At 60.8% G+C, this 26130-nt stretch carries 30 protein-coding genes and 1 pseudogene; 11 read left to right on the top strand and 20 right to left on the bottom strand.

Features of this window, described 5'->3' with window-relative positions; genetic code table 11:
• Window positions 1–29: 29 nt before the first annotated feature.
• From BBF94_RS22730 to BBF94_RS22780, 11 genes are all read right to left on the bottom strand, one after another.
• Window positions 30–518 (bottom strand): DUF2878 domain-containing protein, encoded by a 489-nt coding sequence (locus BBF94_RS22730; protein ID WP_065261208.1) that lies wholly within the window; start codon window positions 516–518, stop codon window positions 30–32.
• A complete protein-coding gene (locus tag BBF94_RS22735; protein ID WP_065261209.1) occupies window positions 511–1782 on the bottom strand; it encodes an SAM-dependent methyltransferase in 1272 nt (423 codons plus the stop codon). Before BBF94_RS22735 ends, BBF94_RS22730 begins: the two co-directional genes overlap by 8 nt.
• Window positions 1769–2584, bottom strand: coding sequence for a DUF1365 domain-containing protein (locus BBF94_RS22740; RefSeq protein ID WP_065261210.1), 816 nt, complete (start codon window positions 2582–2584; stop codon window positions 1769–1771). The genes BBF94_RS22735 and BBF94_RS22740 overlap by 14 nt, the downstream gene beginning before the upstream one ends.
• On the bottom strand, window positions 2581–3828 hold the full coding sequence (locus BBF94_RS22745; protein WP_065261211.1) for an NAD(P)/FAD-dependent oxidoreductase: 1248 nt from the start codon (window positions 3826–3828) through the stop codon (window positions 2581–2583). The genes BBF94_RS22740 and BBF94_RS22745 overlap by 4 nt, the downstream gene beginning before the upstream one ends.
• Window positions 3825–4607 carry an SDR family NAD(P)-dependent oxidoreductase gene (locus BBF94_RS22750; protein WP_065261212.1) on the bottom strand — a complete coding sequence of 261 codons (783 nt, stop codon included), beginning with the start codon at window positions 4605–4607 and terminating at the stop codon, window positions 3825–3827. Before BBF94_RS22750 ends, BBF94_RS22745 begins: the two co-directional genes overlap by 4 nt.
• Window positions 4604–5026, bottom strand: coding sequence for a nuclear transport factor 2 family protein (locus tag BBF94_RS22755; RefSeq protein WP_065261213.1), 423 nt, complete (start codon window positions 5024–5026; stop codon window positions 4604–4606). Before BBF94_RS22755 ends, BBF94_RS22750 begins: the two co-directional genes overlap by 4 nt.
• Complete coding sequence (gene phrB / locus BBF94_RS22760) at window positions 5019–6464, bottom strand: deoxyribodipyrimidine photo-lyase (protein ID WP_141676618.1); 1446 nt, start codon at window positions 6462–6464, stop codon at window positions 5019–5021. The genes BBF94_RS22755 and phrB overlap by 8 nt, the downstream gene beginning before the upstream one ends.
• 20 nt (window positions 6465–6484) lie before the next feature.
• A complete protein-coding gene (locus tag BBF94_RS22765; protein WP_065261215.1) occupies window positions 6485–7426 on the bottom strand; it encodes a MerR family transcriptional regulator in 942 nt (313 codons plus the stop codon).
• The gene (locus tag BBF94_RS22770) at window positions 7426–8379 is read right to left on the bottom strand and encodes a YbgA family protein (protein WP_065261216.1); all 954 of its coding nucleotides are present in this window, start codon (window positions 8377–8379) and stop codon (window positions 7426–7428) included. Before BBF94_RS22770 ends, BBF94_RS22765 begins: the two co-directional genes overlap by 1 nt.
• A 110-nt stretch (window positions 8380–8489) precedes the next feature.
• Window positions 8490–8705, bottom strand: a complete 216-nt coding sequence (locus BBF94_RS22775) for a TIGR02450 family Trp-rich protein (RefSeq protein ID WP_065261217.1) — start codon at window positions 8703–8705, stop codon at window positions 8490–8492.
• Window positions 8702–9688, bottom strand: coding sequence for an NAD(P)/FAD-dependent oxidoreductase (locus BBF94_RS22780; RefSeq protein WP_065261218.1), 987 nt, complete (start codon window positions 9686–9688; stop codon window positions 8702–8704). Before BBF94_RS22780 ends, BBF94_RS22775 begins: the two co-directional genes overlap by 4 nt.
• A 197-nt stretch (window positions 9689–9885) precedes the next feature.
• Between BBF94_RS22780 and BBF94_RS22785 the strand changes: the two genes are divergently transcribed.
• On the top strand, window positions 9886–10788 hold the full coding sequence (locus tag BBF94_RS22785) for a TIGR01777 family oxidoreductase (protein WP_065261219.1): 903 nt from the start codon (window positions 9886–9888) through the stop codon (window positions 10786–10788).
• A gap of 13 nt (window positions 10789–10801) precedes the next feature.
• The gene (gene hemH / locus BBF94_RS22790) at window positions 10802–11827 is read left to right on the top strand and encodes a ferrochelatase (protein WP_065261220.1); all 1026 of its coding nucleotides are present in this window, start codon (window positions 10802–10804) and stop codon (window positions 11825–11827) included.
• Between the two features lie 100 nt (window positions 11828–11927).
• Here hemH and BBF94_RS22795 read toward each other — a convergent pair whose 3' ends face one another.
• On the bottom strand, window positions 11928–13202 hold the full coding sequence (locus BBF94_RS22795) for a uracil-xanthine permease family protein (protein ID WP_065261221.1): 1275 nt from the start codon (window positions 13200–13202) through the stop codon (window positions 11928–11930).
• A gap of 2 nt (window positions 13203–13204) precedes the next feature.
• On the bottom strand, window positions 13205–13843 hold the full coding sequence (gene upp, locus BBF94_RS22800) for a uracil phosphoribosyltransferase (protein ID WP_065261222.1): 639 nt from the start codon (window positions 13841–13843) through the stop codon (window positions 13205–13207).
• A 165-nt stretch (window positions 13844–14008) separates the two neighbouring features.
• On the opposite strand from upp, the gene BBF94_RS22805 reads away from it, so the two are divergent.
• The 3 genes from BBF94_RS22805 (at window position 14009) to BBF94_RS22815 (ending at window position 15578) form a co-directional block, all read left to right on the top strand.
• The gene (locus tag BBF94_RS22805) at window positions 14009–14566 is read left to right on the top strand and encodes a hypoxanthine-guanine phosphoribosyltransferase (RefSeq protein WP_065261223.1); all 558 of its coding nucleotides are present in this window, start codon (window positions 14009–14011) and stop codon (window positions 14564–14566) included.
• 181 nt (window positions 14567–14747) lie between these two features.
• Window positions 14748–15227, top strand: coding sequence for a hypothetical protein (locus tag BBF94_RS22810; RefSeq protein WP_065261224.1), 480 nt, complete (start codon window positions 14748–14750; stop codon window positions 15225–15227).
• A 63-nt stretch (window positions 15228–15290) separates the two neighbouring features.
• Window positions 15291–15578 carry a PA4642 family protein gene (locus BBF94_RS22815; RefSeq protein WP_065261225.1) on the top strand — a complete coding sequence of 96 codons (288 nt, stop codon included), beginning with the start codon at window positions 15291–15293 and terminating at the stop codon, window positions 15576–15578.
• A 192-nt stretch (window positions 15579–15770) separates the two neighbouring features.
• On the opposite strand, the gene mqo is transcribed toward BBF94_RS22815, so the two are convergent.
• Complete coding sequence (mqo, locus tag BBF94_RS22820; RefSeq protein ID WP_065261226.1) at window positions 15771–17279, bottom strand: malate dehydrogenase (quinone); 1509 nt, start codon at window positions 17277–17279, stop codon at window positions 15771–15773.
• Window positions 17280–17977: 698 nt separating this feature from the next.
• The gene (locus BBF94_RS22825; protein ID WP_065261227.1) at window positions 17978–18211 is read right to left on the bottom strand and encodes a hypothetical protein; all 234 of its coding nucleotides are present in this window, start codon (window positions 18209–18211) and stop codon (window positions 17978–17980) included.
• A 192-nt stretch (window positions 18212–18403) separates the two neighbouring features.
• Here BBF94_RS22825 and BBF94_RS22830 point away from each other — a divergent pair, with 192 nt between their 5' ends.
• Entirely contained in the window at window positions 18404–18988 is a 585-nt protein-coding gene (locus tag BBF94_RS22830; RefSeq protein WP_065261228.1) for a YajG family lipoprotein, read from the top strand.
• A 56-nt stretch (window positions 18989–19044) separates the two neighbouring features.
• Here the strand turns inward: BBF94_RS22830 and BBF94_RS22835 are convergent, their stop codons facing one another.
• Window positions 19045–19251, bottom strand: coding sequence for a hypothetical protein (locus BBF94_RS22835; RefSeq protein WP_065261229.1), 207 nt, complete (start codon window positions 19249–19251; stop codon window positions 19045–19047).
• 193 nt (window positions 19252–19444) lie between these two features.
• Between BBF94_RS22835 and BBF94_RS22845 the strand changes: the two genes are divergently transcribed.
• Window positions 19445–19717: a hypothetical protein gene (locus BBF94_RS22845; RefSeq protein WP_065261231.1), complete on the top strand. Its 273-nt coding sequence runs from the start codon at window positions 19445–19447 to the stop codon at window positions 19715–19717.
• A gap of 64 nt (window positions 19718–19781) precedes the next feature.
• Here the strand turns inward: BBF94_RS22845 and BBF94_RS22850 are convergent, their stop codons facing one another.
• A complete protein-coding gene (locus BBF94_RS22850) occupies window positions 19782–20948 on the bottom strand; it encodes a 1-acyl-sn-glycerol-3-phosphate acyltransferase (RefSeq protein ID WP_065261232.1) in 1167 nt (388 codons plus the stop codon).
• 139 nt (window positions 20949–21087) lie between these two features.
• On the opposite strand from BBF94_RS22850, the gene BBF94_RS22855 reads away from it, so the two are divergent.
• The 3 genes from BBF94_RS22855 to BBF94_RS22865 are packed head-to-tail and all read left to right on the top strand — an operon-like array spanning window position 21088 to window position 22200.
• Window positions 21088–21270, top strand: a complete 183-nt coding sequence (locus tag BBF94_RS22855; protein WP_065261233.1) for a CPXCG motif-containing cysteine-rich protein — start codon at window positions 21088–21090, stop codon at window positions 21268–21270.
• Window positions 21271–21279: 9 nt separating this feature from the next.
• Entirely contained in the window at window positions 21280–21540 is a 261-nt protein-coding gene (locus tag BBF94_RS22860) for a putative signal transducing protein (protein ID WP_065261234.1), read from the top strand.
• 36 nt (window positions 21541–21576) lie between these two features.
• Window positions 21577–22200: an SOS response-associated peptidase gene (locus BBF94_RS22865; RefSeq protein WP_065261235.1), complete on the top strand. Its 624-nt coding sequence runs from the start codon at window positions 21577–21579 to the stop codon at window positions 22198–22200.
• A gap of 4 nt (window positions 22201–22204) precedes the next feature.
• Here the strand turns inward: BBF94_RS22865 and BBF94_RS28485 are convergent, their stop codons facing one another.
• A complete protein-coding gene (locus BBF94_RS28485) occupies window positions 22205–23047 on the bottom strand; it encodes a methyl-accepting chemotaxis protein (protein ID WP_404820987.1) in 843 nt (280 codons plus the stop codon).
• A gap of 12 nt (window positions 23048–23059) precedes the next feature.
• A pseudogene (locus BBF94_RS28490) lies at window positions 23060–24346 on the bottom strand (HAMP domain-containing protein); the annotation flags it as partial.
• Window positions 24347–24609: 263 nt separating this feature from the next.
• On the opposite strand from BBF94_RS28490, the gene BBF94_RS22875 reads away from it, so the two are divergent.
• Window positions 24610–25428: a M48 family metallopeptidase gene (locus tag BBF94_RS22875; RefSeq protein WP_065261237.1), complete on the top strand. Its 819-nt coding sequence runs from the start codon at window positions 24610–24612 to the stop codon at window positions 25426–25428.
• Between the two features lie 44 nt (window positions 25429–25472).
• On the opposite strand, the gene BBF94_RS22880 is transcribed toward BBF94_RS22875, so the two are convergent.
• Complete coding sequence (locus BBF94_RS22880) at window positions 25473–26057, bottom strand: TMEM165/GDT1 family protein (protein WP_065261238.1); 585 nt, start codon at window positions 26055–26057, stop codon at window positions 25473–25475.
• Between the last annotated feature and the right edge of the window lie 73 nt (window positions 26058–26130).

Raw genomic sequence — 26130 nt, forward strand, 5'->3', positions numbered from 1 at the left:
AAACGTGTGAAAGCGCTGACGGACGATGATTACGCCAGACGACGGGACACGTGATGCAGCAACGGGAACAGCAACGCCCACAGCAGACCGATGCCAATCAGGGTCGGTAGCTCGCCGTAGGGAAATTGCACACCGGCCAACCGTCCGCCGGCGCAGTACGACAATGCACCACCGACGGCCCCAAGTGCGCTCGCCAGCCACCAGGGACGAGCGCTCCATTGCAGACAATGGCGCAACGTCGTGGCGAGCAGGGCCCACAGCAACATCAGCCACAGTGGAATCAGCGGCGACAGATCCTTGAACTCAAAGACCCCGAGACTGCGCAGAGCGCTGTCCACGGCGGTGCCGATAATCACCACGCTGAGAATCAGGCGACCCTCCGCCGCCCAACTGCTGACCCATCGCAGATGAATTACCAATACCGCCAGTGCCATCAGCAACCACAAGCTGTTACCGCCGAGCACGCAGGCCAGCCAGCCAATCTGGAACAGCAGCGCATTGGCGATCCGCTCAGGCATCGAAGCGCCCAAGCAGTGGTGCCGGCATCGCCCCCGGTTTGGCCAGCAGCATTTGCGCGGTGCCAATGGTGCGTTCGAGGAATCCGCCCTCGCAGTAGCACAGGTAAAACTCCCACAGCCGCAGGAAATAGTCGTCGTAGCCCAATTCGCTCAGTCGACCGTGGGCGTGGCGAAAGTTCTCGCGCCACAGGTTCAGGGTCCGGGCGTAGTGCAGGCCGAAATCTTCCATGTGCAGCAGGTTCATGTCGGTGTCGCGGCTGACGATTTCGAGCATCTTCTGCACACACGGCAGGGCACCACCGGGAAAGATATAGCGCTGGATGAAATCCACGCCGCGCCTGGCCTGCTCGTAGCGCTGCTCCCGGATGGTGATCGCTTGCAGCAGCATCAGGCCGTTGTTCTTGAGCAGATGCGCGCATTGCTTGAAATAGGTGGGCAGGAAGCGATGGCCGACGGCCTCGATCATCTCGATCGACACCAGTTTGTCGTACTGGCCGGTGAGGTCGCGGTAGTCCTTGAGCAACAGCGTCACCCGATCCTGCAGACCGAGGCTTTCGATGCGCCGGGCGGTGAATGCGTATTGCTCTTTGGACAGCGTGGTCGTGGTGACTTTGCAGCCGTAGTGCTGCGCGGCATACAGCGCCATGCTGCCCCACCCGGTGCCGATTTCCAGCAGGTGATCGTCGGGTTGCAGGGCAAGTTTGCGGCAGATCCGTTCCAGCTTGTTCAGTTGTGCCTGTTCCAGGCTGTCGTCGGGGCTGAGGAACTGCGCCGCCGAATACATCATGGTCGGGTCGAGAAACTGTTCGAACAGGTCATTGCCGAGGTCGTAGTGCGCGGCGATGTTTTTCTGCGAACCCTTGCGCGTATTTCGATTGAGCCAATGCAGACCGCGCGCCAGCGCCCGGCCGATCGTCGCCAGTCCGCCCTCCATGCCGTCCAGCACCTCAAGGTTGCTGACGAAGACGCGCACCACGGCGGTCAGGTCCGGTGAACTCCAGTAGCCGTGAATGAACGCTTCACCGGCGCCGATCGAACCATTGCCCGCGACCATGCCCCAGGCCGCCGCGTCGAGGACATGAATCTCGCCCACCAACGCGCTGCCCGGCGTACCGAAGACCTGACGCTCGCCGTCTTCGATCACCACCAGTTGCCCCTGCTTGAGCTGTGCGAGTTGACGCAGAACACCACGGCGCAGCAGCGAACCGGTGATGCCTTGCGTACTGAGCGGGAAGTTTTTGGCCGAAACGCTAGAGGACTTCATGACGGTGCTCCTCGGGAGAGACAGTGGCGGTTCGAACGCTGTCGTCGGCCGTCCGATGGGGAAACAGCGGGGTGCGCTTGAGCAGCAAGCGCAGGGCCTGCCAATAGATCGCGAGGGCGGTTTTCGCGGTCATCCACGGAAAGCGCCACAGATGTCGGTGCAGGTTGCGCTGATCAAGAGGTTCGCGTTTCAGGTTGAGCGTGGCGTCGAACAGTTTGTGTTCGCCCTGCCAGTCCGCCATGTGCACGCCAAGGGTTTGCGCAGCGGGGCTGAAGCTCATGCGGTATTCAATATCCGGTGGCAGGAACGGCGATACATGAAACGCCTTGGCCACGGCAAAGTGCTGATGGAAGTCGCACACGCTGGTCGGTGTTCGCGCCGGCAGCACATAGTGATAACGCTCGCGCCACGGCGTGTTGCTGACTTCGCAGAGAATCGCCGCCAGTTGCCCGTCGGCCTCGTGGCAATAAAAGAAACTCACGGGGTTGAATGCCAGGCCCCAACTGCGCGGTTGGGTCAGCAGACAGATCGCGCCCTGCGGTTCATGACCGAGAGCCGCCCCCACTTGCAAACGCACGGCATCGTTCAGGCGCACACCGCGACCGGTGAAGGTCTTGAGGTAGTCGCTCTCGCGAAACGAAAACGGTGCGAAGCGGCTTTTGCCCGCCAGCGGCGACAGGTTCAGCACGGCGTCCTGTTCGGTCAGATCCAGATAGAGCAACCCGATCCGGTAGCGGAACTCATGACGGCGTGGGGCGAAGCGCCGATGGGCGATCCATCCGCTGTAGAGCGCGCTGTTCACAGGCTTTCTCCGAACGCGGCGGCGACGCGCAAGGCGCTGACCACGCCGTCTTCATGAAAACCGTTGGCCCAGTAGGCGCCACAGTAGTGGGTGTGTTGCACGCCATCCAGCTCGGCCCAGCGCCGTTGGGCCGCCACGGCTGCGAGGCTGTATTGCGGGTGGGCGTAGGTAAAGCGGCCCAGCACTTTGGATGGGCTGATCCCGGCGCTCTGGTTGAGACTGACACAGAAGGTGTTATCGCTCTGGATGCCCTGCAGAATGCTCATGTCGTAGGTCACGGTCGCCTGGGTGTGGCCGGCTCCGCCGAGGCGATAGTTCCAGCTGGCCCAGGCCCGTTTGCGTGTCGGCAGCAGGCGGGTATCCGTATGCAACACCACTTCATTGTCGGCATAAGGCAGTGCGCCGAGGATCTCTCTTTCTGCACGCCCGGGACTGCCCAGCAGTCGCAACGCCTGATCGCTGTGACAGGCCAGCACGACTTTATCGAAGTGTTCGATGCCCGCAGGGCTGTGAATCATCACGCCATGTTCGTTGCGGTCGATCCGGTTAACCGGGCAATTCAGGCGGATGCGCTCTTTGAAACTTGCGGTCAAGGGAGGGATGTAGGCACTGGAACCACCCTCGATCACCCGCCATTGCGGGCGATTGTTGACCGACAGCAAGCCGTGGTTTTCGAAGAAGCGCACGAAGAACTGCAACGGAAAATTCAGCATCTCGGCCATCGGCATCGACCAGATCGCCGCACCCATCGGCACGATGTAGTGCAGGATGAAGCGCTCGCCGTAGCCGCCGGCCTTGAGGTAGTCGTCCAGCGTGGTGTCGCCGCTGATCCGCTGTTCGGCAAGGTCGCGCCTGGCTTGCTTGTTGAAGCGCAGGATGTCGCGCAGCATGCCCCAGAAACCTGGCGAAAACAGGTTGCGGCGCTGAGCGAACAGGCTGCCGAGGTTGTTGCCGTTGTATTCCAGGCCGGTATCGGGGTCGGTTACCGAGAAACTCATCTCGGTGGGTCTGCTGCTCACACCCAATTGGTCGAGCAGACGAATGAAGTTCGGGTAGGTCCAGTCGTTGAACACGATGAAGCCGGTGTCGATCGCGTAATCGCAGCCATCCACCGTTACGTTTACGGTGTGCGTATGACCGCCGATCCGGTCGTCGGCTTCGAACACCGTAACGTCATGACGGCGATTGAGCAGGTAGGCGCAGGTCAGACCTGCGATCCCGCTGCCGACGATGGCGATGTTCATGTCGCATCCCGCAAGGGCGGCGTGCTGCGGACCATGCGTTTGCCGATCGCCAGTTGCACACGCGCAGGCATTTTCGACAGCGGCCAGAGTGCTGCCATGAACAGTGCCGGAAAAGCAATTTCCAGAGGCCGTTCCTTGAGTCTGTCCATGATATGGTTCGCCGCCTTTTCCGCCGGCCAGCTCAATGGCATCGGGAAGTCGTTTTTCGCCGTCAGCGGCGTTTCGACAAAACCCGGGCTGATGACGGTAACTTCTATGCCCTCGTCCGCCAGATCGATGCGCAATGACTCGAACAGGTAACGCAGTCCGGCCTTCGACGCGCCGTAGGCCTCGGCGCGGGGCAGCGGCACGTAGGTGACGGAGCTGGCCATGCCCACCAGATGCGGCGCGGTTCCTTTGCGCAGCAGGGGCAGGGCGGCTTCGATGCAATAACTGCTGGCCAGCAGGTTGGTGCGCACTACGTGTTCGACGATCGAGGCATCGAACTGTCTGGCGTCGACGTATTCGCAGGTGCCCGCGTTGAGGATCACGGTGTCCAGCGAGCCCCAGGCCTGAGCGATCTGTTCACCGATTTCCCTTACGGTCTGACTGTTGGTCAGATCCCCGGCCAGCACCAGCACTTGGCCCGGATAACGCTGTGACAATTCTTTGAGTGTTGCGACATCGCGGGAACTGACCGCCAGGTGCGCACCGGTTTTCAGAATTTCGTCGGCCAGTGCCGCACCGATGCCACTGCTGGCCCCGGTCAGCCAGTAACGGCGTGGAGTTGAAAGATTCATCCCAGTCTCCTTTTCAGCCAGGTGATCACCCGGCCCAATATGGGTATATGTTCGTAAAGCAGCGCTCCGGCATCGAAATAATCCCGGTGGCGATAAACCTTGTCGCGCCAGAGCAGGTGCGAGCAGCCTGTGACCCGGATCAACCGTCCGCCAGCCAGACGCGGGTGGCGGTAACTCATGACCCAGCGCAGATAGCCTTCGCAGTCGCCGATCTGGTCAAAACCATGAAAGTCGAAGCGCAGTTCGCTGACGTTGGCGTACAACTCATTGAAGTAGTCGCGCAATTGCTTCAGCCCCTGTACCTCGTGCAACGGGTCGGTGAAATGAATGTCCTCGCTGTAAAGCGCTTCCAGAGTGTGCAGGTTGTCCTTGTTCAGTTGCGCAAACTGGCGGGCGAAACGGCGCAGAAATTCACTCATGGCCTTCTCCGATAGACGCGCGGGAAGGCAGATTCTTGAACGCTGTCAGCGCCCGCTCCCGTGAGGTGCTCAGGTTGACGATCGGCGATGGATAGTCCGCGACACCGAACAGCCCGCCGGCACTGGCCGGGTCGTGCACTTCTTTTTTGTTCAGTCCGGCCAGTTCGGGTAGCCAGTGCTTGATGAACAGGCCTTCGCTGTCGAATTTTTCCGACTGGCTGATCGGGTTGAAGATCCGGAAGTAGGGCGCCGCGTCGGTACCGGTCGATGCGCTCCACTGCCAGCCACCATTGTTCGCCGCCAGATCGCCGTCGATCAGATGACGCATGAAAAAACGTTCGCCTTCGCGCCAGTCGATCAGCAGGTTTTTGGTCAGAAACATCGCTACGACCATCCGCAGGCGATTGTGCATCCAGCCGGTTTCGCGCAATTGGCGCATGGCTGCATCGATGATCGGCACGCCGGTGCGCGCCTCCTGCCAGGCTGCGAGTTCCTGCGGCGCATCGCGCCAGGCCAGGGCTTCGGTTTCCGGGCGGAACGCGCGATGCCGGGAAACCCTCGGATAACCGACCAGGATGTGTTTGTAGAACTCGCGCCAAAGGAGTTCGTTGATCCAGGTGACAGCGCCGACCTTGCCGCTCTCGAATTCGCCCTGATTGCTTTGCAGCGCGGCATGCAGGCACTGACGCGGCGAGATCACGCCTGCCGCGAGATAGGCCGAGAGCTGGCTGGTGCCGGGTTTGGCCGGAAAGTCGCGCTCGCTTTTGTAGTAGTCGATCTGCTCATCGGTGAAAGTGTCGAGCCGGCGTCGGGCCTCGGCTTCGCCAGCGGGCCACAGATCCTGCAAGGATTGTGGCGGTGCCGGGAAACCCTTGATGGCATCGGGTACCGAATCACTTTTCAACGTCTGCGGCGCCTGGGCCGACGGCGCTTTTACCAGCGCCGGCATCGAGTGATGCAGGCGTTCGTAACAGACCTTGCGGAACTGGCTGAACACCTGAAAGTAGCTGCCGGTCTTGGTCAGGACACTGCCGGGCTTGAAAAGCAACTGATCGAAATGGCTTTGAAATGCGATCCCCTCGGCCTGCAGTGCCTTGGCAACGGCAGCATCGCGGCGGCTTTCATGGACGCCGTATTCCTCATTCACATGAACGGCTTTGACCTGCAACTGCCGGCACAGCTCAAGCAGCACTGCCGGCGCCTGATCCCAGCGCGGGGCGCTGCGTATCAGCAGCGGGATGTTCAGTTTGCCGAGGCTCTTGCTCAGTTCCCGCAGGTTGCGCAGCCAGAAATCGACCTTGCACGGTGCATCGTCATGTTCCTGCCATTGTTCGGGGCTCAACAGGTAAACGGCCACGGTCGGACCACGCTCGGCGGCGGCCGTCAGGGCGGTGTTGTCATGTTGGCGCAGATCGCTGCGCAGCCAGATCAATTGCATGGTGTTCTCGACACGACTCATTAAATCAACCCACGCTGAAGGAGCGCCCGATGGGCCGACAGGGGATCTTCGGCCAGGTGCAGATCAGCGATCTCGGTGGTTCTTGTGGACAACTCGGCGTGGTGGATGCACACCGTGGGTCCGGCAATCATTTTTGGGCAATCGATGCCGCTCAACAGTTTTGGCAACTGCCCGGGATTCATGGCTTTGCTGGAATACAGCAGGACGCCGCGGGCTTGCAGGTGATCGACGGTCAGCGCCAGCTCCCCCGCCGGCAACGGCCAGTCGAACACCTGCACCGGGCAATCGGCGCTGCTGATCAGCCAGGCGCAAAGCCACAGGTGTGGCTCGAGCAACAGATCCGACTGATTGACCAGCAGCAGCGGTGCGCTGCGCAATTGACGATTGTTATGGTAGATGCGTGCGCCGAATTTGCTACGCAGCCAGGAATGAAAAAACACCCGCTCCATCTGCGCGCCGAACTGGCCTTGCCAGCGCTGTTCGAGATCCGCCAGCAACGGCATCAGCAATTGCTCGCACAGGGTGCGTGGTGGATACAGCGCCATGGCCTGGTTGATGCTGTCGTCGAGGCTGCGTTCATTCAACCGGGTGACCGCCAGCAGGGCGGCCTGGCGCAAGGGCTGCCATTCATTTTCCGGCGGCTCATCGATGACCTGAGGAGTGTCGAGCAAAGGTTTGACCTGACTGACCGCCACGCCACGGTTGAGCCAAGTGAGGATGTTCTGGATGCGCTGTACATGTTCGGCCGAATACAGGCGGTGCCCCTTGGGGGTACGCTGGGGCACGATCAGTCCGTAGCGGCGCTCCCAGGCGCGCAGGGTGATCGCATTGACGCCGGTCTGGCGCGCGACTTCGCGGATCGGCAACCAGCCCTCGTCGAGGGCTTTCTTGAAGTCGGCGCCGAGGTCTTCGCGCGCGCTGCTGTCGGGTGTGTCGTTCATTAAATGGCGTTTCGCAGGCTGAGGTTTTCCGGGTGCGGTTGCAGGTAAACCTGTTGCGCGATGTACGGATCCGGGTGTTGACGAAAGTGATGCTTGAGCAGTGTCAGCGGCACCACCAGCGGCACGATGCCGTGGCGGTACTGGCCGATGACGTGCTGCATTTCCTGTTTGTCTTCGGCGCTGATGGCTCGTTTCAGGTACCCGCTGATGTGCTGCAACACGTTGCTGTGGGTTCGGCGTGTAGCGCAGGTGGAGAGCGCCGTCATCAACTGGCTGAAATAGCGCGGGCCGATTTCCACGGGATCGATCTGCCCCATGTTGCCCAGCAGATTGCCCAGCGCCTTGTATTGCACCGGGTTGTGAGCCATCAGCAGGTACTTGTAGCGGGAGTGGAAATCGGTGAGGGCGCGGCGGCTCAAGCCTTGCCGGAGCACGTGTTGCCAGTCGCTGTAGGCGAACACCCGGGTGATGAAATTTTCCCGCAGGACCGGATCGTTCAGGCGCCCGGCTTCTTCCACGGGAAGGTCCGGATGCCGGTCACAGAATGCCCGGGCGTAGATCCCGCGTCCGCTGCCGATCGGTGAACCGTTGGGATGGTAGACCTTGACCCTTTCAAGTCCGCAGGATGGCGATTGCTGCATGAAAATGTAGCCGCAGATGTCATTGAGCTCATCGGCCATTTTCTCGCCGTAGACGGCCAGCTCATCGGTGACGTCGGTCTGGTGATGGACAGTGCCCAGCGCCCGGGGTTGATCAGGGTCACCCACCAGACGAATCGGTTCGCGGGGAATGCCCAGACCGATCGCGACTTCCGGACACACCGGGACGAAATCGAAATATTCAGTGAGTGTGTGGGTGCACAGGCGCGATTCCTTGTGTCCGCCGTTGTAGCGCACTTCGGCCCCCATCAGGCAGGCGCTGATGGCGATTTTCGGTGGAGAAGCATCGGACATGAAGGCACCTCGAATCTAAATTTGTACAGAGGACCATTTCTGTACAACTCTTCTTCAGCATAGATTCGTGGGTGTACAAGTCAAATTATTTGTACAAGAAAATATCGAAATTATCGCCAGCCCATTCTCCAGCGGCTGTCATCCTGCAGGGCATGCCAGTCCATCTGTTCGCAGCGCCGAGTCAGCACGGCCTGCAACTCGACTTCCTGCACCACGCCGTCTTCGTCGCGATGCAGCTCGGTCACCAGAAAATGTTTCTCGCGGTTTTGCGGGAGGGCTGCTGTCCATTTCGACAGCAGCAAATTGCTCGGATTGATGCGGTTCATTGCAGGTGTTCGTGCAGGCGACGTGCAGCTTCCTGGCCGCTGAGCCAGGCCCCTTCGACCCTTCCTGACAGGCACCAGTCACCACAGGCATAAAGTCCAAGATCGGCATCCGCCAGCGTGCCCCATTCATGGCTGGTGGCCGGGCGGGCATAGAGCCAGCGGTGAGCCAGGCTGAAGGTCGGTGCCGGCATCGCGCTGTGCAGCAACTCGGCGAAGGCGCCGTGCAAGTGCTCGATCACCGCTTCCCTGGACAGGTCGATGTGCTGGCGGCTCCAGGCACTGCTGGCATGCAGGACCCAGGTGTCGAGGGTGTTGTCGCGTCCCGGCTTGCTGCGATTGCGGGCCAGCCAGTCGAGAGGACTGTCCTGTACGAAACAGCCTTCGATGGGCGTATCCAGCGGCGTGTCGAAGGCGAGGGCGACAGCCCAGGTCGGGTCCATCTTCACACCGGCGGCGGCTCCGGCGAGTTTCGGCGCAGCGGCCAGCAGCGCGGTGGCCTGCGGGGCCGGGGTGGCGATCACCACGTGGCTGAACGGCCCGTGGGTGAAACCTTCTGCGTCTTGCAAATGCCAGTGCTCTTCACCGCGATAGACCTCGGTGATCCGGCAGGCGAAGTGCACCTCCAGGCCGTCGAGCAGGCCGCGGGTGATGGCGCTCATGCGTGGTGTACCGACCCAGCGGGTCTGTTCGTCCGGTGACAGGTTCAGTTGTCCGCCATGAAAGGTATAGAGCTGCGGTGTCCACTCGGCAACCCAGCCGTTACCTTGCCAGCGCTGAACCTCGGTCACGAAGCGCCGGTCGCGGGCGGTGAAATACTGAGCGCCCATGTCCAGCGAGCCGGCATCGCTGCGCTTGCTCGACATGCGCCCGCCGCTGCCGCGGCTTTTATCGAACAACTGGACGGAGTGCCCGGCCTCTGTGAGGGCCTGGGCGGCGGAGAGTCCGGCGATGCCGGTACCGATGATTGCGATGGGTACAGTCATAGGGGCCTCGTTTACCTTTCTGTACAGACTACGCCGTGGATGAAACCTGTACAATTATGTTTTTTGGTATAACTTCCAGCGTTTTGGTTCTGACAGCTTGGCCTATTGTTAAACAATAGAACCTGCCTGATAGAAAAGATCCCTGCCTATAAAAATAGACTAGTGATCGAAGTAAAACGCCACGTGAGGAAGACGTCATGCACATATTGCTGACCGGCGGTACTGGATTGATCGGCCGCCAGCTCTGTCGGTACTGGTCGGGTCAAGGCCACCGGTTGACCGTGTGGAGCCGGCGTGCGGAAAAGGTCGCGACCCTCTGCGGCGCTCAAGTGCGTGGCATTGCGCGTCTGGAAGAGCTTGGCGACGAAGCGGTGGACGTGATCGTCAACCTCGCCGGTGCACCGATTGCCGACCGGCCATGGACTCACAGGCGCAAGGCGTTGCTGTGGAGCAGCCGGATCACCCTCACCGAGACGCTGCTGACGTGGCTGGAAAATCGCGGGCAGAAACCGTCGCTGCTGATTTCGGGGTCGGCAGTGGGTTGGTACGGTGACGGTGGCGAGCGCGAATTGACCGAAGAGTCGCCGCCGGTGATCGACGATTTCGCCAGTCAGTTGTGCATCGCCTGGGAGGAAACCGCACAGCGCGCCGAAGCCATGGACATTCGCGTGGTGCTGGTACGGACCGGGTTGGTGCTGTCGGTCGAGGGCGGCTTTTTGTCGCGCCTGTTGCTGCCGTTCAAGCTCGGGCTGGGCGGGCCTTTGGGCAATGGTCGGCAGTGGATGCCGTGGATTCATATCGACGATCAAATCGCCCTGATTGATTTTCTTCTGCACCGCGATCAGGCGAGTGGTCCTTATAATGCGTGCGCGCCGAAACCTGTGCGCAATCGCGAATTTGCCAGAACGCTGGGCAGCGTGCTGCACCGCCCGGCGTTCATGCCGATGCCGGCCCTGGCCTTGAAGATCGGGCTCGGCGAAATGTCGTTGTTATTGCTGGGTGGTCAGCGGGCCACGCCGGCACGCTTGCTGGAAGCCGGATTCAGTTTCCGGTTCACGGATTTACGCGCGGCCCTGGACGATCTTTCCGGCCGCCTCTGAAATAGGATGTTGCATGACCGATCACGCCTTGCTTCTGGTCAACCTGGGTTCGCCGGCTTCCACTTCAGTGGCCGACGTGCGCAGCTACCTCAATCAATTTCTGATGGACCCGTACGTGATCGATCTGCCCTGGCCGGTGCGGCGTCTGCTGGTGTCGCTGATCCTGATCAAGCGCCCCGAGCAGTCGGCCCACGCCTATGCGTCGATCTGGTGGGATGAGGGGTCGCCGCTGGTGGTGCTCAGCCGTCGCCTGCAACAGCAGATGAAGGCGCAGTGGTCCCACGGCCCGGTGGAACTGGCCATGCGTTACGGCGAGCCGTCCATCGAGACGGGCCTGCTGAAGCTGGTGGCGGCGGGACACAAACGCATTACCCTCGCGCCGCTTTATCCACAGTTCGCCGACAGCACCACCACCACCGTGATTGAAGAAGCCAGGCGCGTGGTGCGCGAGAAAAAACTCGATGTGCAACTGTCGGTGTTGCAGCCGTTCTACGATCAACCGGAATACCTCGATGCGCTGGTGGCGAGTGCCCGACCGCACCTGCAGCAGGATTACGATCACCTGCTGCTCAGTTTTCATGGATTGCCGGAGCGGCACCTGACCAAGCTCGATCCGAAGGGCAATCATTGCTTGAAGGATGACAATTGCTGCAAGAACGCCTCGGCTGCCGTATTGGCCACCTGTTATCGCGCGCAATGCCTGCGCACGGCGGCCTTGTTCGCTGAACGAATGGGGCTGCCGGACGGCAAATGGTCGGTATCGTTTCAGTCGCGGCTGGGCCGGGCGAAGTGGATCGAACCCTACACAGAGGCAAGACTCGACGAACTGGCCAAAAGCGGCGTGAAGAAGATTCTGGTGATGTGCCCGGCGTTTGTCGCCGATTGCATCGAGACCCTGGAAGAGATCGGCGATCGCGGCAAGGAACAGTTCCGCGAAGCGGGAGGAGAGGAGTTGGTGCTGGTGCCGTGCCTGAACGATGACCCGCAATGGGCGAAGGCGTTGGCAACGCTTTGTGAAAGGGCGCCACTGGCCCTGTGATGATCGTTCCCACGCTCTGCGTCACTGGACGCGGAGCGTCCCCAGAGGCATTCCCACGCAGAGCGTGGGAACGATCAAGCAACAAACAACAGGAGCCTGGTTAGATCAGCGGCTCATCCGCCTTCTTGTGTTTCCAGCTGTCGTTGCCCGGCAGGATCAGGTTCAGCGCAATCGCCACCACCGCGCACAGCGCGATGCCTTTGAGGCCGAAGTCGTCCGGGCCATTGCCGGTACCGATCAGCACACCACCGATGCCGAACACCAGGGTCACCGAAACGATCACCAGATTGCGCGCCTCGCCCAGATCGATCTTGTGGCGGATCAGGGTGTTCATCCCCACCGCCGCGATCGAACCGAACAGCAGGCACAGAATCCCGCCCATCACCGGCACCGGAATGCTTTGCAGCAGGGCGCCGAACTTGCCGATGAACGCCAGGGCGATGGCGAAGATCGCCGCCCAGGTCATGATCTTCGGGTTGTAGTTCTTGGTCAGCATCACTGCGCCAGTCACTTCGGCGTAGGTGGTGTTGGGCGGACCGCCGAACAGGCCGGCTGCCGTGGTGGCGATGCCGTCCCCCAGCAGGGTGCGGTGCAGGCCCGGCTTCTTCAGGTAGTCGCGACCGGTCACGCTGCCGACCGCAATCACGCCGCCGATGTGTTCGATGGCCGGCGCCAGCGCCACCGGGACGATGAACAGGATCGCCTGCCAGTTGAACTCCGGAGCGGTGAAGTTCGGCAGGGCGAACCACGGTGCCGCGGCAATCTTCGCGGTATCGACCACGCCAAAGTAGAAGGACAGGGCAAAGCCCACCAGCACGCCGGAGATGATCGGCACCAGACGGAAGATCCCCTTGCCGAATACCGCCACGATCAACGTGGTCAGCAGCGCCGGCATCGAGATCATCATCGCGGTCTGGTAATGAATCAGTTCCGAGCCGTCACCGGCCTTGCCCATCGCCATGTTCGCGGCAATCGGCGCCATGGCCAGGCCGATGGAAATGATCACGGGGCCGATCACGACCGGCGGCAGCAGGCGGTCGATGAACCCGGTGCCTTTGATTTTCACGGCCAGGCCGAGGAAGGTGTAGACGAAACCGGCTGCCATCACGCCGCCCATGGTCGCGGCGAGGCCGAACTGGCCCTTGGCGAGAATGATCGGGGTGATGAAGGCAAAGCTCGACGCCAGAAACACCGGCACCTGCCGCCCGGTGACAATCTGGAACAGGATCGTGCCCAGACCTGCGGTGAACAGCGCCACGTTCGGGTCCAGGCCGGTGATCAGCGGCATCAGCACCAGAGCGCCGAACGCCACGAACAGCATCTGCGCGCCCGACAGCACCGTGCGCCAGAGCGGATCGTTGAACTCATCCTGCATGGTTACGAGTCCTTCTGCTTGGTGCCGAAGATCTTGTCACCGGCATCGCCAAGCCCAGGAATGATGTAACCGTGCTCGTTGAGTTTCTGATCGATGGACGCGGTGTAGATGATCACGTCCGGGTGGGCCTGTTCGACGGCGGCGATACCTTCCGGCGCTGCTACCAGCACCATGGCGCGGATGTCCTTGCAGCCGGCTTTTTTCAGCAGGTCGATGGTCGCGACCATGGAACTGCCGGTGGCGAGCATCGGGTCGATGATCATCGCCAGGCGTTCGTCGATTTCCGGAACCAGTTTTTCCAGGTAGGTGTGGGCCTGCAGGGTTTCTTCGTTGCGGGCAACACCGACGGCGCTGACCTTGGCGCCCGGGATCAGGCTGAGCACGCCTTCGAGCATGCCGATACCGGCACGCAGGATCGGTACGACGGTAATTTTCTTGCCGGCGATTTTCTCGACTGACACCGTGCCGCACCAACCATCGATATCGTAGGTTTCCAGCGGCAGGTCTTTGGTCGCTTCATAGGTCAACAGGGCACCGACTTCCTGAGCGAGCTCACGGAAATTCTTGGTGCTGATGTCTGCACGGCGCATAAGGCCAAGTTTGTGACGGATCAGCGGATGGCGGATCTCTTGGATGGACATGGGGAAAGGCTCCGGCGGCGGGCAAAAAAACCGGCCTAGATTAATCTATCCGAGGGTGATGTCCTATAGGACATACAGTACGTTAGTCCACAAATGCTTGATTCGGCCGTAAGGGATGCGTACCTTTGCCCGCTTTTCCGAAATCCGTCCCCCCTGGAGAGCGCCATGTCCGCTGATCTCGAGCATATCCGTCAAATCATGCGAGAGGCTGACTGCCTGTACACCGAAGCTGAAGTCGAGGCTGCCATTGCCCGCGTCGGTGCACAAATCAACGAACAACTGGCCGACAGCAATCCGGTGGTGTTCTGCGTGATGAACGGTGGCCTGATCTTCTCCGGCAAACTGCTCACCCATCTGCAGTTTCCACTCGAATCGTCTTACCTGCACGCCACCCGCTATCGCAACGAAACCACTGGCGGTGACCTGTTCTGGAAAGCCAAGCCGGAAATTTCGTTCATCGACCGCGACGTGCTGATCATCGATGACATCCTCGACGAAGGTCACACCCTTGGCGCGATCATCGACTTCTGCAAACACGCCGGTGCGCGCGCCGTGCACACCGCCGTGCTGATCGACAAGGACCACGACCGCAAGGCCCGTCCGGACCTGAAAGCCGATTTCGTCGGCCTGCCGTGCGTTGACCGTTACATTTTCGGTTACGGCATGGACTACAAAGGCTACTGGCGCAACGCCAACGGGATCTTCGCCGTCAAAGGCATGTAATTCCGGGTAACCCCGATCCCTGTGGGAGCGGGCTTGCCCGCGATGGCGGACTGTCTGACACATTGATGTCGGATATGCCGGCGCTATCGCGGGCAAGCCACGCTCCCACAGTTGTTTGTGTGTGCTGACCCATCCGCGATACCCATGCTAGAGTGCTCGGCCCCGCCCCCCGGAGCCCGTCATGAGCCTCTTGATCCGCAGCTGCGCCGCTCTGTTGTTCACCCTCAGCCTGCCCTTGGCCGCTGCGCCGATGCACAGTCAGTTCCTGCCGCCTGACGACCTGACCCTGCGTGATGCCGAACCCGAACAGCAGCAACTGTTGCAGGTCACCGACTATTCGGTGGTGGTCGGCGCTCAGCGGCAGTCGAACCAGCAGCCGATTCCGGTCACCTCGCCGTTGATGATTCGCCTCAAGGGCAAGTCCCTGAACAAGGGGGCGACGATCAATCAGGTGCTGGTCAGCTTCGATGGCGAAAGCAAAAGCCTGAAAAAACCGGTGTATGACGACAAGCGCAAGACCCTGACCCTGTTCTATCCGCTGGCACAATACAGGGTGATCATCGATCTGCTGCGCAATGACACCGTGTATGTGCAGTTTCTCAGCTACGCCAACGGCCATATCTGGGCCGATCTGCACACCGGCAGCACCCGTGCGCGTTGAGCCTCGTGCCCGGGCAGGGGTAAACTGCCGGCCCCGTGAAATATCTGCGAGCTGGAGTCGGCAATGCGTAAAGACAAGAAGCAAGTGATTGGTGACGAGATCGGCGATGAGCAGATCAAGCTGTTCCTCGATTTTGAGCCGGTCGACGCCACTTCGCCGTCGCTGCACAAACTGGTCAAGGCCTACCGTGGCCTGCGCATCGACGATTTCGAGCGCTTTCTGACGTTCTTCGTCGAGGCCGGTTATGACGTCGATGGCAAGGACGAGCATGGCAAGACCTTCATCGACCAGATCCGCGATCAGCGCAACGCAGCCGAATACATCGAGCTGATCGAGAAAGCCCGCGGCTGAGAACATTCCGCAACTGTGGCGAGGGAGCTTGCTCCCGTTGGGTTGCGAAGCAGCCCTCAAATCTTGTGAGCGCTACGAACTCAAGCGGGAGCAAGCTCCCTCGCCACAGAGTCCGATGTGTCAAAGGTAAATTTTCTGGCATAAAAAAACGCCCCGCACTCACTGAGTGCGGGGCGTTTTTCATGGACCGGATCAGGCGTAGCTTTCGGTCTCGTTACTGGCTTCGACCAGTTCCAGCGCGACGTTGTTCTGCGTGTTGATCTTGCGATACAGCGCCGCGTCGGTTTCCAGAACCTTTTCACGGGCCGGGAAGATTTCCGCCAGTTTGGCAGCCCACTCACCCTTGGCCTTGGCCGGGAAGCACTTCTCGATCAGTTCCAGCATGATCGAAACGGTCACCGAAGCGCCTGGGGAGGCGCCGAGCAGGGCGGCGAGGGAGCCGTCCTTCGCTGCCACCAGTTCGGTACCGAACTGCAGGATGCCGCCCTTTTTCGGGTCTTTCTTGATGATCTGCACCCGTTGGCCGGCCACTTCCAGGCGCCAGTCTTCGGCTTTCGCCTCGGGGTAGAAACGACGCAGGGATTCCAGACGCTGTTCCATCGACTGCATGACTTCGCTGACCAGGTACTTGGTCAGGTCCATGTTGTTCTTGGCCACGGCCAGCATCGGACCGATGTTGCCGGCGCGAACCGACAGCGGCAGGTCCATGAAGGAGCCATGCTTGAGGAACTTGGTGGTGAAGCCGGCGTATGGCCCGAACAGCAGGGATTTCTTGCCATCGACCACGCGGGTGTCCAGGTGCGGCACCGACATCGGTGGCGAACCCACGGCCGCCTGGCTGTAGACCTTGGCCTGGTGGTGCTTGACCACTTCCGGGTTGTCGCAACGCAGCCACTGGCCGCTGATCGGGAAGCCGCCGAAGCCTTTGCTTTCTTCGATGCCCGAGGCCTGCAGCAGCGGCAGGGCCGCGCCACCGGCGCCGAGGAACACGAATTTTGCGTCGACTTCGCGACTGCTGCCGCTGTTGACGTCCTTGATGCTCACGGTCCAGCCGTTGGCGTTACGCTTGAGGCCGGTCACGCGCTTGCAGTATTTGACCTGGGCATCCGGGGCGCTGGTCAGGTGCTTGAGCAACTGATTGGTCAGGGCGCCGAAGTTGACGTCGGTACCGTTGATCACGCGTGTGGCGGCGAGCACCTGGTCTTTCGGACGACCCGGCATCATCAGCGGCATCCACTCGGCCATCTTCGCCTTGTCTTCGGTGTATTCCATGTCGGCGAAGGCGTGGTGCTTGCGCAGGGTGTTGAAGCGTTCCTTGAGGAACGACACGCCTTTTTCACCTTCGACGTAGCTCAGGTGCGGCACCGGGCTGATGAAGGACTTGCACGAGCCGAACGTGCCTTTTTTGGTCAGGTACGACCAGAACTGCTTCGACACCTCGAACTGGGTGTTGATGTGCACGGCTTTCTTGATGTCGACGGTGCCGTCGGCATTCTGCGGCGTGTAGTTCAGCTCGCAGAGGCCGGCGTGGCCGGTACCGGCGTTGTTCCACGGGTTGGAACTTTCCGCGGCACCGGAATCCATCAGTTCGACGACTTCCAGCTTGATCGCCGGGTCGAGTTCCTTGAGCAGCACTGCAAGGGTGGCACTCATGATGCCGGCCCCAACCAGAACTACGTCGACTGCTTCGTTATGCGCCATTTAACGCGTCTCCAAAATCTGCAGCACCAAATTGTCGGCATGGCTGCCAGGTGTCCGGGGCAGGTCAGTGGCGCCCCAGGTACCCATGGCCAGGTTTGCCATGTCCGAATCTCGCAATTTTTCGCAACTTCGACGGATGCGTGCGGCCTGGCTTCAAGAGTCACATGAACTCATTTCAGCATGTGGCTGGCAATTCGACTTATGGTCGAGACATCCGTTCGTGCAACCAAATCCGTAGCGGACAGGCTTCAGGCTCCGGTATTCGAGGCGTTCCCGTTCCTGTGTCGTTGGGCTGTTTCAGACGCTAATGGTGCATGTTCAGACGCAAAACTATTCATTTGCTCGCCACACTCTTGTGAAGTTGTGAAAACCCGTTTTTTTCACGCTCTTTTGAAGACGTGAACCTCAAAAAGGGCTGTCCCGGCTGGCACCGTGCCCTGAAGGCAAACAACTCAGTGACCGCGCGTCATGACAGCTCTGCAGATTCGCGAAAAGCGGTGATATGCCGGGTAAACAGCAGGCACGCCAGCTTCACTCGATCTGTGTGGGCGGCTCTCTGTGGGCGATATGGATGCCAATGCAAGCGCATTGACGCTGTTGCGGGGCCCGATCAGGAGACGTCCTTATAATCGGGGGGAGATTGTATCGAAGAAATGCGGGGAGTTGGTCGAGTTTAATGACTTTTATTAGGCATCCGGTCAGATGCTCAACATCGCCTGGGCACGTGCGCGAGGGCGGCGCTGTTCGACACGGGCGCTCGCAGGCAGCGGCTGGTGCAGCCAGTTCAGGCGGATTTCTTCGATTTCGACCCAATCGTCCCCCATGGGCTGCAGGCTGCATTGCTTGAATGCCTGGCAGTGGCCGTTGCGGTCGAGCAGGGCAAAGCTGCGGTGCAGGGGGCGAGGAGCGAATAGCGAGATCAGATAGCGCATGGTTTGGGTTCCTTCTGGAGATCTGAGGCAAAGCTTGTCAAAAGACCGTGAAGCGCACATGTAAGGGCGGTGAACAATCTGTGACAGGAACCGCGTGCGCCGCGGGGTTGTCCGAGATTTCAGTGCTGGTGACCCGCAGTGGCCCACCGCTATACTGCCGGCCTGTCTGTGCCTGATTCTGGAGAGAAGAGCATGTTGCAACGCCTGTTGTTCGGTTTGATCACTGTGACCAGTTTGACCTTGGTTGGCTGCGCCCACAGCCCGCAACAACTGAGCCCGGAACCGAAGCTGACCACTCAGCTGGCACCGGTCGGCCATGGCCAGCCAGTCGTGGTTCGCGTAGTGGATGGTCGTCCGTCGCCAACCCTGGGTACCCGTGGTGGCCTGTACCCGGAAACCAGCGCCATTACCGTGCAGCGCGAGCAGATCGTGCCGAAGTTGCAGGCCCAGGCCGAAGCGGCCGTACGTCTGCTGGGCTTCACCCCGTCCAGCGGCGCGATGAATGCTCCGCAACTGACCGTGACCCTGACCGAATTGAAATACCAGTCGCCGAAAGAAGGCATGTACGTGACTGAAGCCACCATCGGTGCGACCTTCCGCTCCGACGTGCAGAGCGGCAACCGTCGTTACACCGGCCGTTACGGCGCCTCGCTGGACCAGCGTTTCGGCATGGCGCCGAACCAGGAAACCAACACCAAGCTGGTCAGCGACGTGTTGAGCGATGCGTTGACCCGTCTGTTCAAGGATCCGTCCATCGGCCAGATCCTCGCCGAATAAGGCATACGCCACATGTGAAAAAGCCCGGGGCCAGTGATGGCTCCGGGCTTTTTCGTTCAGGCGGCTTGCGAGTAGAAGTCGAGGACGCTGACACCGGTCAGCAGATCGGTCTCGGGCAAGTCCGCATGCGGGTGCCCGCCGAGGGCGCAATACACCAGCCAGTGGCGGTCCTGGACATTGAAGGCCAGGCTGCCGACGAGGGCCTGTTGTTCGTCGGAGGGAGAGATGAGGTACAGACGATCCTGGTTTTCTGCGTGAAGCATGTCGCGTTCCGTTTACGTTTCGAGGCGCGCAGGGTGGCCGAAACAAATGACGATGCCGTGACACAGGACAGCCATCGGTCGATTGGTGGGTTATTTGTCGCAAAGGGTAGGGCAGCGGGGGAGGGTTTCGGTAGAATCCGCGCCGCGGTCGTCGGTCTGGCGTTCGCCATTCCGGTCTAGATTGAGGTCTGTGATGCACTTGATGACGCTGTTTGCCGCCCATCCCGCCAAACTGATCAACCTGCTGGCCCTGCTGCTGGCCTTTCCGGGCAGTTGGCTGCTGCACGCGACCCGTCGTCGTGAACAGCGGGCGATGGCCAGTATCGCAGCCCAGCGTCAGCAGCAGCCCGATCAAGAGCCGGTGCTGGACTGGGCGACCCTGCGCATGAACCGGTTTTTCTATCGTTTCGGTTTTGCCTGTCTGGGACTGGCGTTGCTGATTTCCTGGATCAGTACCCGCTACTGAGGGCTGCTTCGCAACACGGCGGGAGCAAGCGCCCTCGCCACAGGGCGCCGCCCGCCGAAAGCACTTACAGCGGCAAGCCTGCCTTGACCCGGTACTGATTGCGTACCGGCGTCGCATATTGCAGCACCAGATACGGACGATGTTCTTCAGGGCAGGCGTCCAGACGGTTCTGCCACTCTTCCCGGGCCTTGGCCAGTTCCTCGGCACCGAACACTTCGGCGGCCTTCGGCACATTCAGTCGAGGATCGGCATCGGCCCACTGCGCGTACGCCAGGTAGTGCACCGGGAACAAGCGGTAGCCGCCGAGAATCTGCTTGTCCATCTCGACCGCCAATTGCTTGGTGTCTTCGAACAGTTCGGTGATCGGCGCGGCGAAGTTCACGTGCACCCGGCCCTTGTAGCCGGTGATGCCCTTGGCGATGCTCACGTCATCCTCGCCCGGCGCCTTGCTGTAGGAGCCGGTGGTGGCGCGGATGTACAGTTCGCGGGCCTTGGCCTGGTCGCACGGGTCGTATTCGTAGCTGATCGACACCGGGGTCAGGTTCAGCGACTGGATGACCTCGCCGAACGGCTCGTCCTTGCGGCTCATGTGAAACATCTTGAGGATCGCCGACTCGGTACGGTCGTCGCCGTCCTTGGCCCGGCCTTCGGCCTGAGCGATCCAGATCGAGGCGCAATCGTTGCGGATCGAGTGGTTGATGTAGGCCGACAGCAACTGGTACGCGGCCATTTTCTCGCGGCGCCCGGTGATCGAACGGTGCACGATGAAGCTCTTGTTCAGGCGCATCAGGTCGCTGACAAAAGGCTTTTGCAGCAGGTTGTCGCCAATCGCGATGCGCGGCGTCGGCAGGCCGGCGTGGTACACCGCATAATTGACGAAGGCCGGGTCCATCACGATATCGCGGTGATTGGCGATGAACAGATAGGCGCTGCCGGACTTGAATTGCTCGACACCGGTGTAGGTCACGCCGTCGGTGGCGCGCTCTATGGTGTGGTCGACGTAGAACTCGACTTTGTCCTGCAACGTCGCCACCGACGTCACGTCGGCGAACTCACGACGCAGCCGATGGGCTATAAGAGGTTTGAGCATCCAGCCGAAGGCACCGGCGAAACGCGGGAAGCGGAAGTGGGTGAGGATATCTAGAAACGCCTTGTCGCCGAGCAGTCTCGCCAGTACCGCAGGTACTTCGCTGTCGTCGTAAGGTCGGATGGCATCGAATTCGCCCATCATGCTCTCTTGTTGGAAACGGCTAGGGTAAGTAAAGGTTTTGATCGAAAACCAACGGGGCACGGTCTGAAAAAGTAGCCAGACAAAAATAGCCCTGCAAATAGACCGGCGATTATACGCACAAGTCACCCGGGAGACCGCGATGCTGGAAAGCGCACTGTATGAATGTCCGTACTGTGGGGAGGAGGTCGAGACTTCCGTGGATCTGTCGGGAGGTGATCAGACCTATATCGAAGACTGTCAGGTGTGTTGCAAGCCGATCAAGTTCGTACTGCAGGTCGATGGTCAGGACTGGTTTCTGGAAGTGTTCAGCGAAAACGAGTGAGGTGTGCCCATGCGGCGAATCTACGAGCCGGCAAACCTGATGGAGGGCGAGATGCTCAAGGGCATGCTCGCCAGCGAAGGCATCGAGGCGCATCTGGTCGGGCGCGATCTGCTCGGTGGTACGGGCGAATTGCCGATCTTCGGCCTGCTCGGGCTTTCGGTCGAGAACGATCAGGCCGAGTACGCCCGCGAACTGATCAGCGCGTACAATGCCGCGCTGCCGCTGCCCGGCGATGAACCGGAGAGCTTTCCCGGTACGCTGGTCTGTTAGGCTGGCGTTCGTTTTATTCTTGAGTCGTGCTGCCCCATGTGTGGACGTTATGCCCTGTTTCGCTGGAACCGCGACTTCGCGGCGCTGCCAGGTTTTCCCGCCGATCAGCAGGCGCAGTGGAACATTTCCCCCAATGATTCGGTGTTGATGTTGCGTGCCGAAGCCGACGGCCAGCGCACCCTGGCCCGCGCCCGCTGGGGTCTGACGCCGCCATGGCTGACAGACCTGTCGCGCACGCCGGCCCACGCCCGGGCCGAAACCGTGGCCGAACAACCGATGTTTCGCGAGGCGCTGCGCCTGCGTCGCTGCCTGCTGCCGGCCAACGGTTTCTACGAATGGCGCGGCAACGTGCGCAAACAGCCTTACTGGCTGACGCCGGGAGAGGGGTCTTCGCTGTTTTTCGCGGCGATCTGGGAGGCGTATCCGGTGCAGGAACAAATCTGGCTCAGCACCGCAGTGATTACCCAACCGGCGGCCAGTCAGCGCCGGCCGTTGATCCTCGATGAGGCGGGGCAGGCGACGTGGCTCGATCCCGAGACGCCGCTGCATGTCCTGCAAGGTCTGCTCGCCGGCGAACCCGCCGCCTTGCGCGAGCGGGTTCTGGCGAACCTGGTCAATGATCCGAAACTCAACGGGCCGGAGTGTTTGACGCCGGCCTGATCGGTCAGACCTTGAACTGATTGATCAACCGCCGCTGCTGTTCCGCCAGTTTGGTCAAGTCCGCACTCGCCGAACTCGATTCGTCCGCCCCACCGGCCACTTCGTTCGCCACCTGACCGATGTTGATCACGTTGCGGTTGATGTCGTCGGCCACCGCGCTCTGTTCTTCGGCGGCGCTGGCGATCTGGGTGTTCATGTCGTTGATCACCGACACCGCCTGAGTGATGGTCTCCAGCGCTTCGGCGGCCTTGGCTGCCTGCTGCACGCTTTCGTCGGTGCGGTTCTGGCTGTCCTCCATGACCCGCACCACGTCGCGGGTGCCCTGTTGCAGTTGTTGGATCATGTTCTGGATTTCTTCGGTGGCTTTCTGGGTCTTCTGCGCCAGGTTACGCACCTCGTCGGCGACAACGGCAAAACCGCGACCCTGCTCACCGGCACGGGCGGCTTCGATGGCGGCGTTGAGGGCCAGCAGGTTGGTCTGCTCGGCGATTCCGCGAATGGCAATCAGGATCGCATTGATGTTTTCGCTGTCCTTGGCCAGCGTTTGCACCACGTCCACTGCCTTGCCGATTTCCACGGCCAGCACACCGATCGAATTCGACGTGTCGCGCACGATCTGCATGCCTTGCGCTGCTGCCTGATCCGCGTGGCTGGCGGCCTGGGCCGCCTGGGTCGCGTTACGCGCCACATCCTGGGCGGTGGCGGTCATTTCCTGTACCGCGGTGGCGACCTGATCGATCTCGGCCATTTGCTTCTGCACGCCGATGTTGGTGCGGATGGCGATGTCAGCGGTGTGTTCCGAAGAGTCGCTGACGCTCTGCACCGACGTCACCACTTGGGTGATCATCGCCTGCAACTTGGCCAGGAAGGTGTTGAAGCCCTTGGCGATCGAGCCCAGTTCGTCATTGCGGTCGCTGCTCAAGCGACGGGTCAGGTCGCCTTCGCCCTGGGCGATGTCATCGAGCATGGTCACCATTTGCTTGAGCGGCCGGGCGATGCCGTGGCCCACCAGCCAGATCACCAGCAGGCCGAGGCCGGCGATGACCAGGCCGACCATGGCCATGCCGAAAGTGTCGGATTTACGCTGGGCGTCGAGGTCGGCCTGGAGTTTCTGCAGATCGGCCATCACCGCATTCAGCGGCAGTTGCAGCATCAGTGTCCAGCGCGCATCGGTCTGGCCGATGCCGAAGGGCAGGTACAACTCGATCCGCCCTGATGCCTTGTTGACGGTGTAGGTCACTTCGCCGCGCTTGAGATTGGCCATGTTGGCAATCTGCTGGGCATCGAGAATGTCACTGACCTTCTCGCCGAATTTGCTCGGGTCCTTGGTATAGGCGACGATCCGGCCATTGCCGCCGATCAGGGCCATTTGCCCGGCGCCGCCGTACAGTTTCTGGTTGGCCCCCAGCAGCATTTCCTGGATGAAGTTCACCGACAGGTCAGCGCCGACAATGCCCTGGAAGGCGCCGTTGAGCATGATCGGCTCAATGAAGGAGGCGAGCATGACGATCTTGTCGCCGACCTTGTAGGGCGCCGGATCGATCACGCAGGATTTTTTGGTTTCTTTCGAGCACAGGTAGTACTCGCTGGCGCGTACGCCGGTGGACAGGACTTTCTGATCGTCGACGTCTACCAGTTTGTCCAGGCCCAGGGTGCCGTCCTCGTTGCGAAACCACCACGGCAGGAAGCGTCCGTTGGTGGCGTCGATGCCGACGACGCTGGTGCCGACATAAGCCGCGTCATTGTGATCCAGTGCGTTTTTTTCCCAGCCGATGTAAGTGCCGAGAATTTTCGGGTTCTTCTCGACGTTTTCCTTGATCAGGCTGATCAGCTGTTCGCGGCTGACGGTCAGGCGCGGCTGGCCATCGGCGCCCGGGGTGCCGAGCAGGGCGTTGACCCGCACCAGTGCGCCGGCGATCAGCAGCGGTGCTTCCAGTTCGCGCTGGATCTGGCTGACCTGAGTCTGCGCCAGCGAAGTCAGGCGCTGTTCGATGACTTGCTCGAACTGCTCCTGGGTTCGCTGTTGAACCATCTCTTGAGTGCGAGCACCGGAAAACAGCGCATACAGCACCAGCGCAGCTACAACGCTGAGAACGATGGCGCCGGCCAGGGCCGCCACGGAAAACTGGATCGACTTGAATTTCATGGAAGCTCCGCACGCAAGAGGACATCTGCGCTGTTGTATCGGCAGCCACTATTGCGCCATGAGGCGAAGTGCGAGCAATTGAGGGCAGATGTCGCAAATGGAGCAGTGCGCGACGCAGATGCGCAGGGCTTTTCGGCGAATATGAATTTTTTCCTGCAGAGTTGGCAGGCGCTTTCTGAAAACAGATGCATCACGTCTGTTGTATCTGGCGTCGATACAATTACCCGCCTAGGATACGCGGCAAGTTTTCAGGGAGCTTTTGAATGAACAAGACTTTGGTTGTAAGTGCACTGAGCGCGGCTTTGTTGCTGGCCGGCTGTCAGTCGGTCAACACCACCAGCGGCGGTGCCGTGGGCGTGGAGCGCAAGCAGTACATGTTCAGCATGCTGTCCTCGCAAGAGGTTGACCAGATGTATGCCCAGTCCTATCAGAAAACCGTAGGCGAGGCGTCCAGCAAAGGTGTGCTGGACAAGACCAGCAATGACGCGAAACGTGTCCAGGCGATCGCCAACCGCCTGATCGCTCAGGCACCGAACTTTCGTCCGGACGCGGCGCAATGGCAGTGGGAAGTGAACCTGATCAAGAGTGATGAACTCAACGCCAACTGCGGCCCTGGCGGCAAGATCATTTTCTACACCGGGCTGATCGACAGCCTGAAACTGACCGACGATGAAATCGCCGCGGTCATGGGCCATGAAATCGCCCACGCCCTGCGTGAGCACGGTCGTGAAGCGATGTCCAAGGCCTACGGCATCGAAATGGCCAAGCAGGGCGCCGGCGCATTGTTCGGCCTCGGTCAGGACAGCCTGGCGCTGGCCGACACCGTGGCCAACTACGGCATGACGCTGCCCAACAGCCGCGCCAACGAGAACGAAGCCGACCTGATCGGCCTGGAACTGGCTGCCCGTGCCGGCTACAACCCGAACGCCGCGATCACCCTGTGGAACAAAATGAGCAAGGCGTCCGAAGGTGCACCGCCGGAGTTCATGAGCACTCACCCGGCATCCTCCAGCCGGATCGCGTCGTTGCAGGCGGCGATTCCGAAGGTCATGCCGCTGTACGAAAAAGCGCCCAAGTCCTGAAGCAATGACCGCTCCCGCGTCGAGTGTGGGAGCGGTCTGCCGGATCAAATCCAGCCGCTGCTCTGCATCGCCTTGTACACCGCGACGAGCGCCAGAATCATGAACGCCGAGGCGGCCAGACGACGGATCAGGGTCAGCGGCAGTTTTTCTGCGGCAAAGTTACCGGCCAATACCACTGGCACGTTGGCAATCAGCATGCCCGCCGTGGTGCCGATGATCACCAGCCACAGCTCCGGGTATTGCGCGGCCAGCATCACGGTGGCGATCTGCGTCTTGTCACCGATTTCCGCGAGGAAGAAGGCGATCAGGGTGGTCAGGAACGGCCCGAACTTGCGGGCGGTGCTGGCTTCGTCGTCATCCATCTTGTCCGGCACCAGCGTCCACAGGGCGGTGGCGGTGAAGCTGGCCGCGAGTATCCAGTGAAGGACCGAGTCGGAGAAGAAACTGCCGAACCAGGCGCCTACCGCACCGGCTGCCGCGTGGTTGGCCAGGGTCGCAGCGACGATGCCGGCAATGATCGGCCAGGGTTTGCGAAAGCGAGCGGCGAGAATCAGCGCGAGCAGTTGCGTCTTGTCGCCGATTTCGGCCAGGGCAACGATTGCGGTGGGAACGAGTAACGAGTCCAGCATCAGGATTTCCTAAGGGGCGGGTCGACACGGCTATGACACGTACAGCCTTCCCGCCCCGGGTAAGGTGTGCGTG

It is taken from the genome of Pseudomonas bananamidigenes, assembly GCF_001679645.1.
GTDB classification, from domain to species: domain Bacteria; phylum Pseudomonadota; class Gammaproteobacteria; order Pseudomonadales; family Pseudomonadaceae; genus Aquipseudomonas; species Aquipseudomonas bananamidigenes.

Coding starts and splice junctions, on each gene's coding strand:
- BBF94_RS22730 (WP_065261208.1), bottom strand. CDS start 518: ATGCCTGAGCGGATCGCCAATGCGCTGCTGTTCCAGATTGGCTGGCTG.
- BBF94_RS22735 (WP_065261209.1), bottom strand. CDS start 1,782: ATGAAGTCCTCTAGCGTTTCGGCCAAAAACTTCCCGCTCAGTACGCAA.
- BBF94_RS22745 (WP_065261211.1), bottom strand. CDS start 3,828: ATGAACATCGCCATCGTCGGCAGCGGGATCGCAGGTCTGACCTGCGCC.
- BBF94_RS22750 (WP_065261212.1), bottom strand. CDS start 4,607: ATGAATCTTTCAACTCCACGCCGTTACTGGCTGACCGGGGCCAGCAGT.
- BBF94_RS22755 (WP_065261213.1), bottom strand. CDS start 5,026: ATGAGTGAATTTCTGCGCCGTTTCGCCCGCCAGTTTGCGCAACTGAAC.
- phrB (WP_141676618.1), bottom strand. CDS start 6,464: ATGCAATTGATCTGGCTGCGCAGCGATCTGCGCCAACATGACAACACC.
- BBF94_RS22765 (WP_065261215.1), bottom strand. CDS start 7,426: ATGAACGACACACCCGACAGCAGCGCGCGCGAAGACCTCGGCGCCGAC.
- BBF94_RS22770 (WP_065261216.1), bottom strand. CDS start 8,379: ATGTCCGATGCTTCTCCACCGAAAATCGCCATCAGCGCCTGCCTGATG.
- BBF94_RS22775 (WP_065261217.1), bottom strand. CDS start 8,705: ATGAACCGCATCAATCCGAGCAATTTGCTGCTGTCGAAATGGACAGCA.
- BBF94_RS22780 (WP_065261218.1), bottom strand. CDS start 9,688: ATGACTGTACCCATCGCAATCATCGGTACCGGCATCGCCGGACTCTCC.
- BBF94_RS22785 (WP_065261219.1), top strand. CDS start 9,886: ATGCACATATTGCTGACCGGCGGTACTGGATTGATCGGCCGCCAGCTC.
- hemH (WP_065261220.1), top strand. CDS start 10,802: ATGACCGATCACGCCTTGCTTCTGGTCAACCTGGGTTCGCCGGCTTCC.
- BBF94_RS22795 (WP_065261221.1), bottom strand. CDS start 13,202: ATGCAGGATGAGTTCAACGATCCGCTCTGGCGCACGGTGCTGTCGGGC.
- upp (WP_065261222.1), bottom strand. CDS start 13,843: ATGTCCATCCAAGAGATCCGCCATCCGCTGATCCGTCACAAACTTGGC.
- BBF94_RS22805 (WP_065261223.1), top strand. CDS start 14,009: ATGTCCGCTGATCTCGAGCATATCCGTCAAATCATGCGAGAGGCTGAC.
- BBF94_RS22810 (WP_065261224.1), top strand. CDS start 14,748: ATGAGCCTCTTGATCCGCAGCTGCGCCGCTCTGTTGTTCACCCTCAGC.
- BBF94_RS22815 (WP_065261225.1), top strand. CDS start 15,291: ATGCGTAAAGACAAGAAGCAAGTGATTGGTGACGAGATCGGCGATGAG.
- mqo (WP_065261226.1), bottom strand. CDS start 17,279: ATGGCGCATAACGAAGCAGTCGACGTAGTTCTGGTTGGGGCCGGCATC.
- BBF94_RS22825 (WP_065261227.1), bottom strand. CDS start 18,211: ATGCGCTATCTGATCTCGCTATTCGCTCCTCGCCCCCTGCACCGCAGC.
- BBF94_RS22830 (WP_065261228.1), top strand. CDS start 18,404: ATGTTGCAACGCCTGTTGTTCGGTTTGATCACTGTGACCAGTTTGACC.
- BBF94_RS22835 (WP_065261229.1), bottom strand. CDS start 19,251: ATGCTTCACGCAGAAAACCAGGATCGTCTGTACCTCATCTCTCCCTCC.
- BBF94_RS22845 (WP_065261231.1), top strand. CDS start 19,445: ATGCACTTGATGACGCTGTTTGCCGCCCATCCCGCCAAACTGATCAAC.
- BBF94_RS22850 (WP_065261232.1), bottom strand. CDS start 20,948: ATGATGGGCGAATTCGATGCCATCCGACCTTACGACGACAGCGAAGTA.
- BBF94_RS22855 (WP_065261233.1), top strand. CDS start 21,088: ATGCTGGAAAGCGCACTGTATGAATGTCCGTACTGTGGGGAGGAGGTC.
- BBF94_RS22860 (WP_065261234.1), top strand. CDS start 21,280: ATGCGGCGAATCTACGAGCCGGCAAACCTGATGGAGGGCGAGATGCTC.
- BBF94_RS22865 (WP_065261235.1), top strand. CDS start 21,577: ATGTGTGGACGTTATGCCCTGTTTCGCTGGAACCGCGACTTCGCGGCG.
- BBF94_RS28485 (WP_404820987.1), bottom strand. CDS start 23,047: ATGATCACCCAAGTGGTGACGTCGGTGCAGAGCGTCAGCGACTCTTCG.
- BBF94_RS22875 (WP_065261237.1), top strand. CDS start 24,610: ATGAACAAGACTTTGGTTGTAAGTGCACTGAGCGCGGCTTTGTTGCTG.
- BBF94_RS22880 (WP_065261238.1), bottom strand. CDS start 26,057: ATGCTGGACTCGTTACTCGTTCCCACCGCAATCGTTGCCCTGGCCGAA.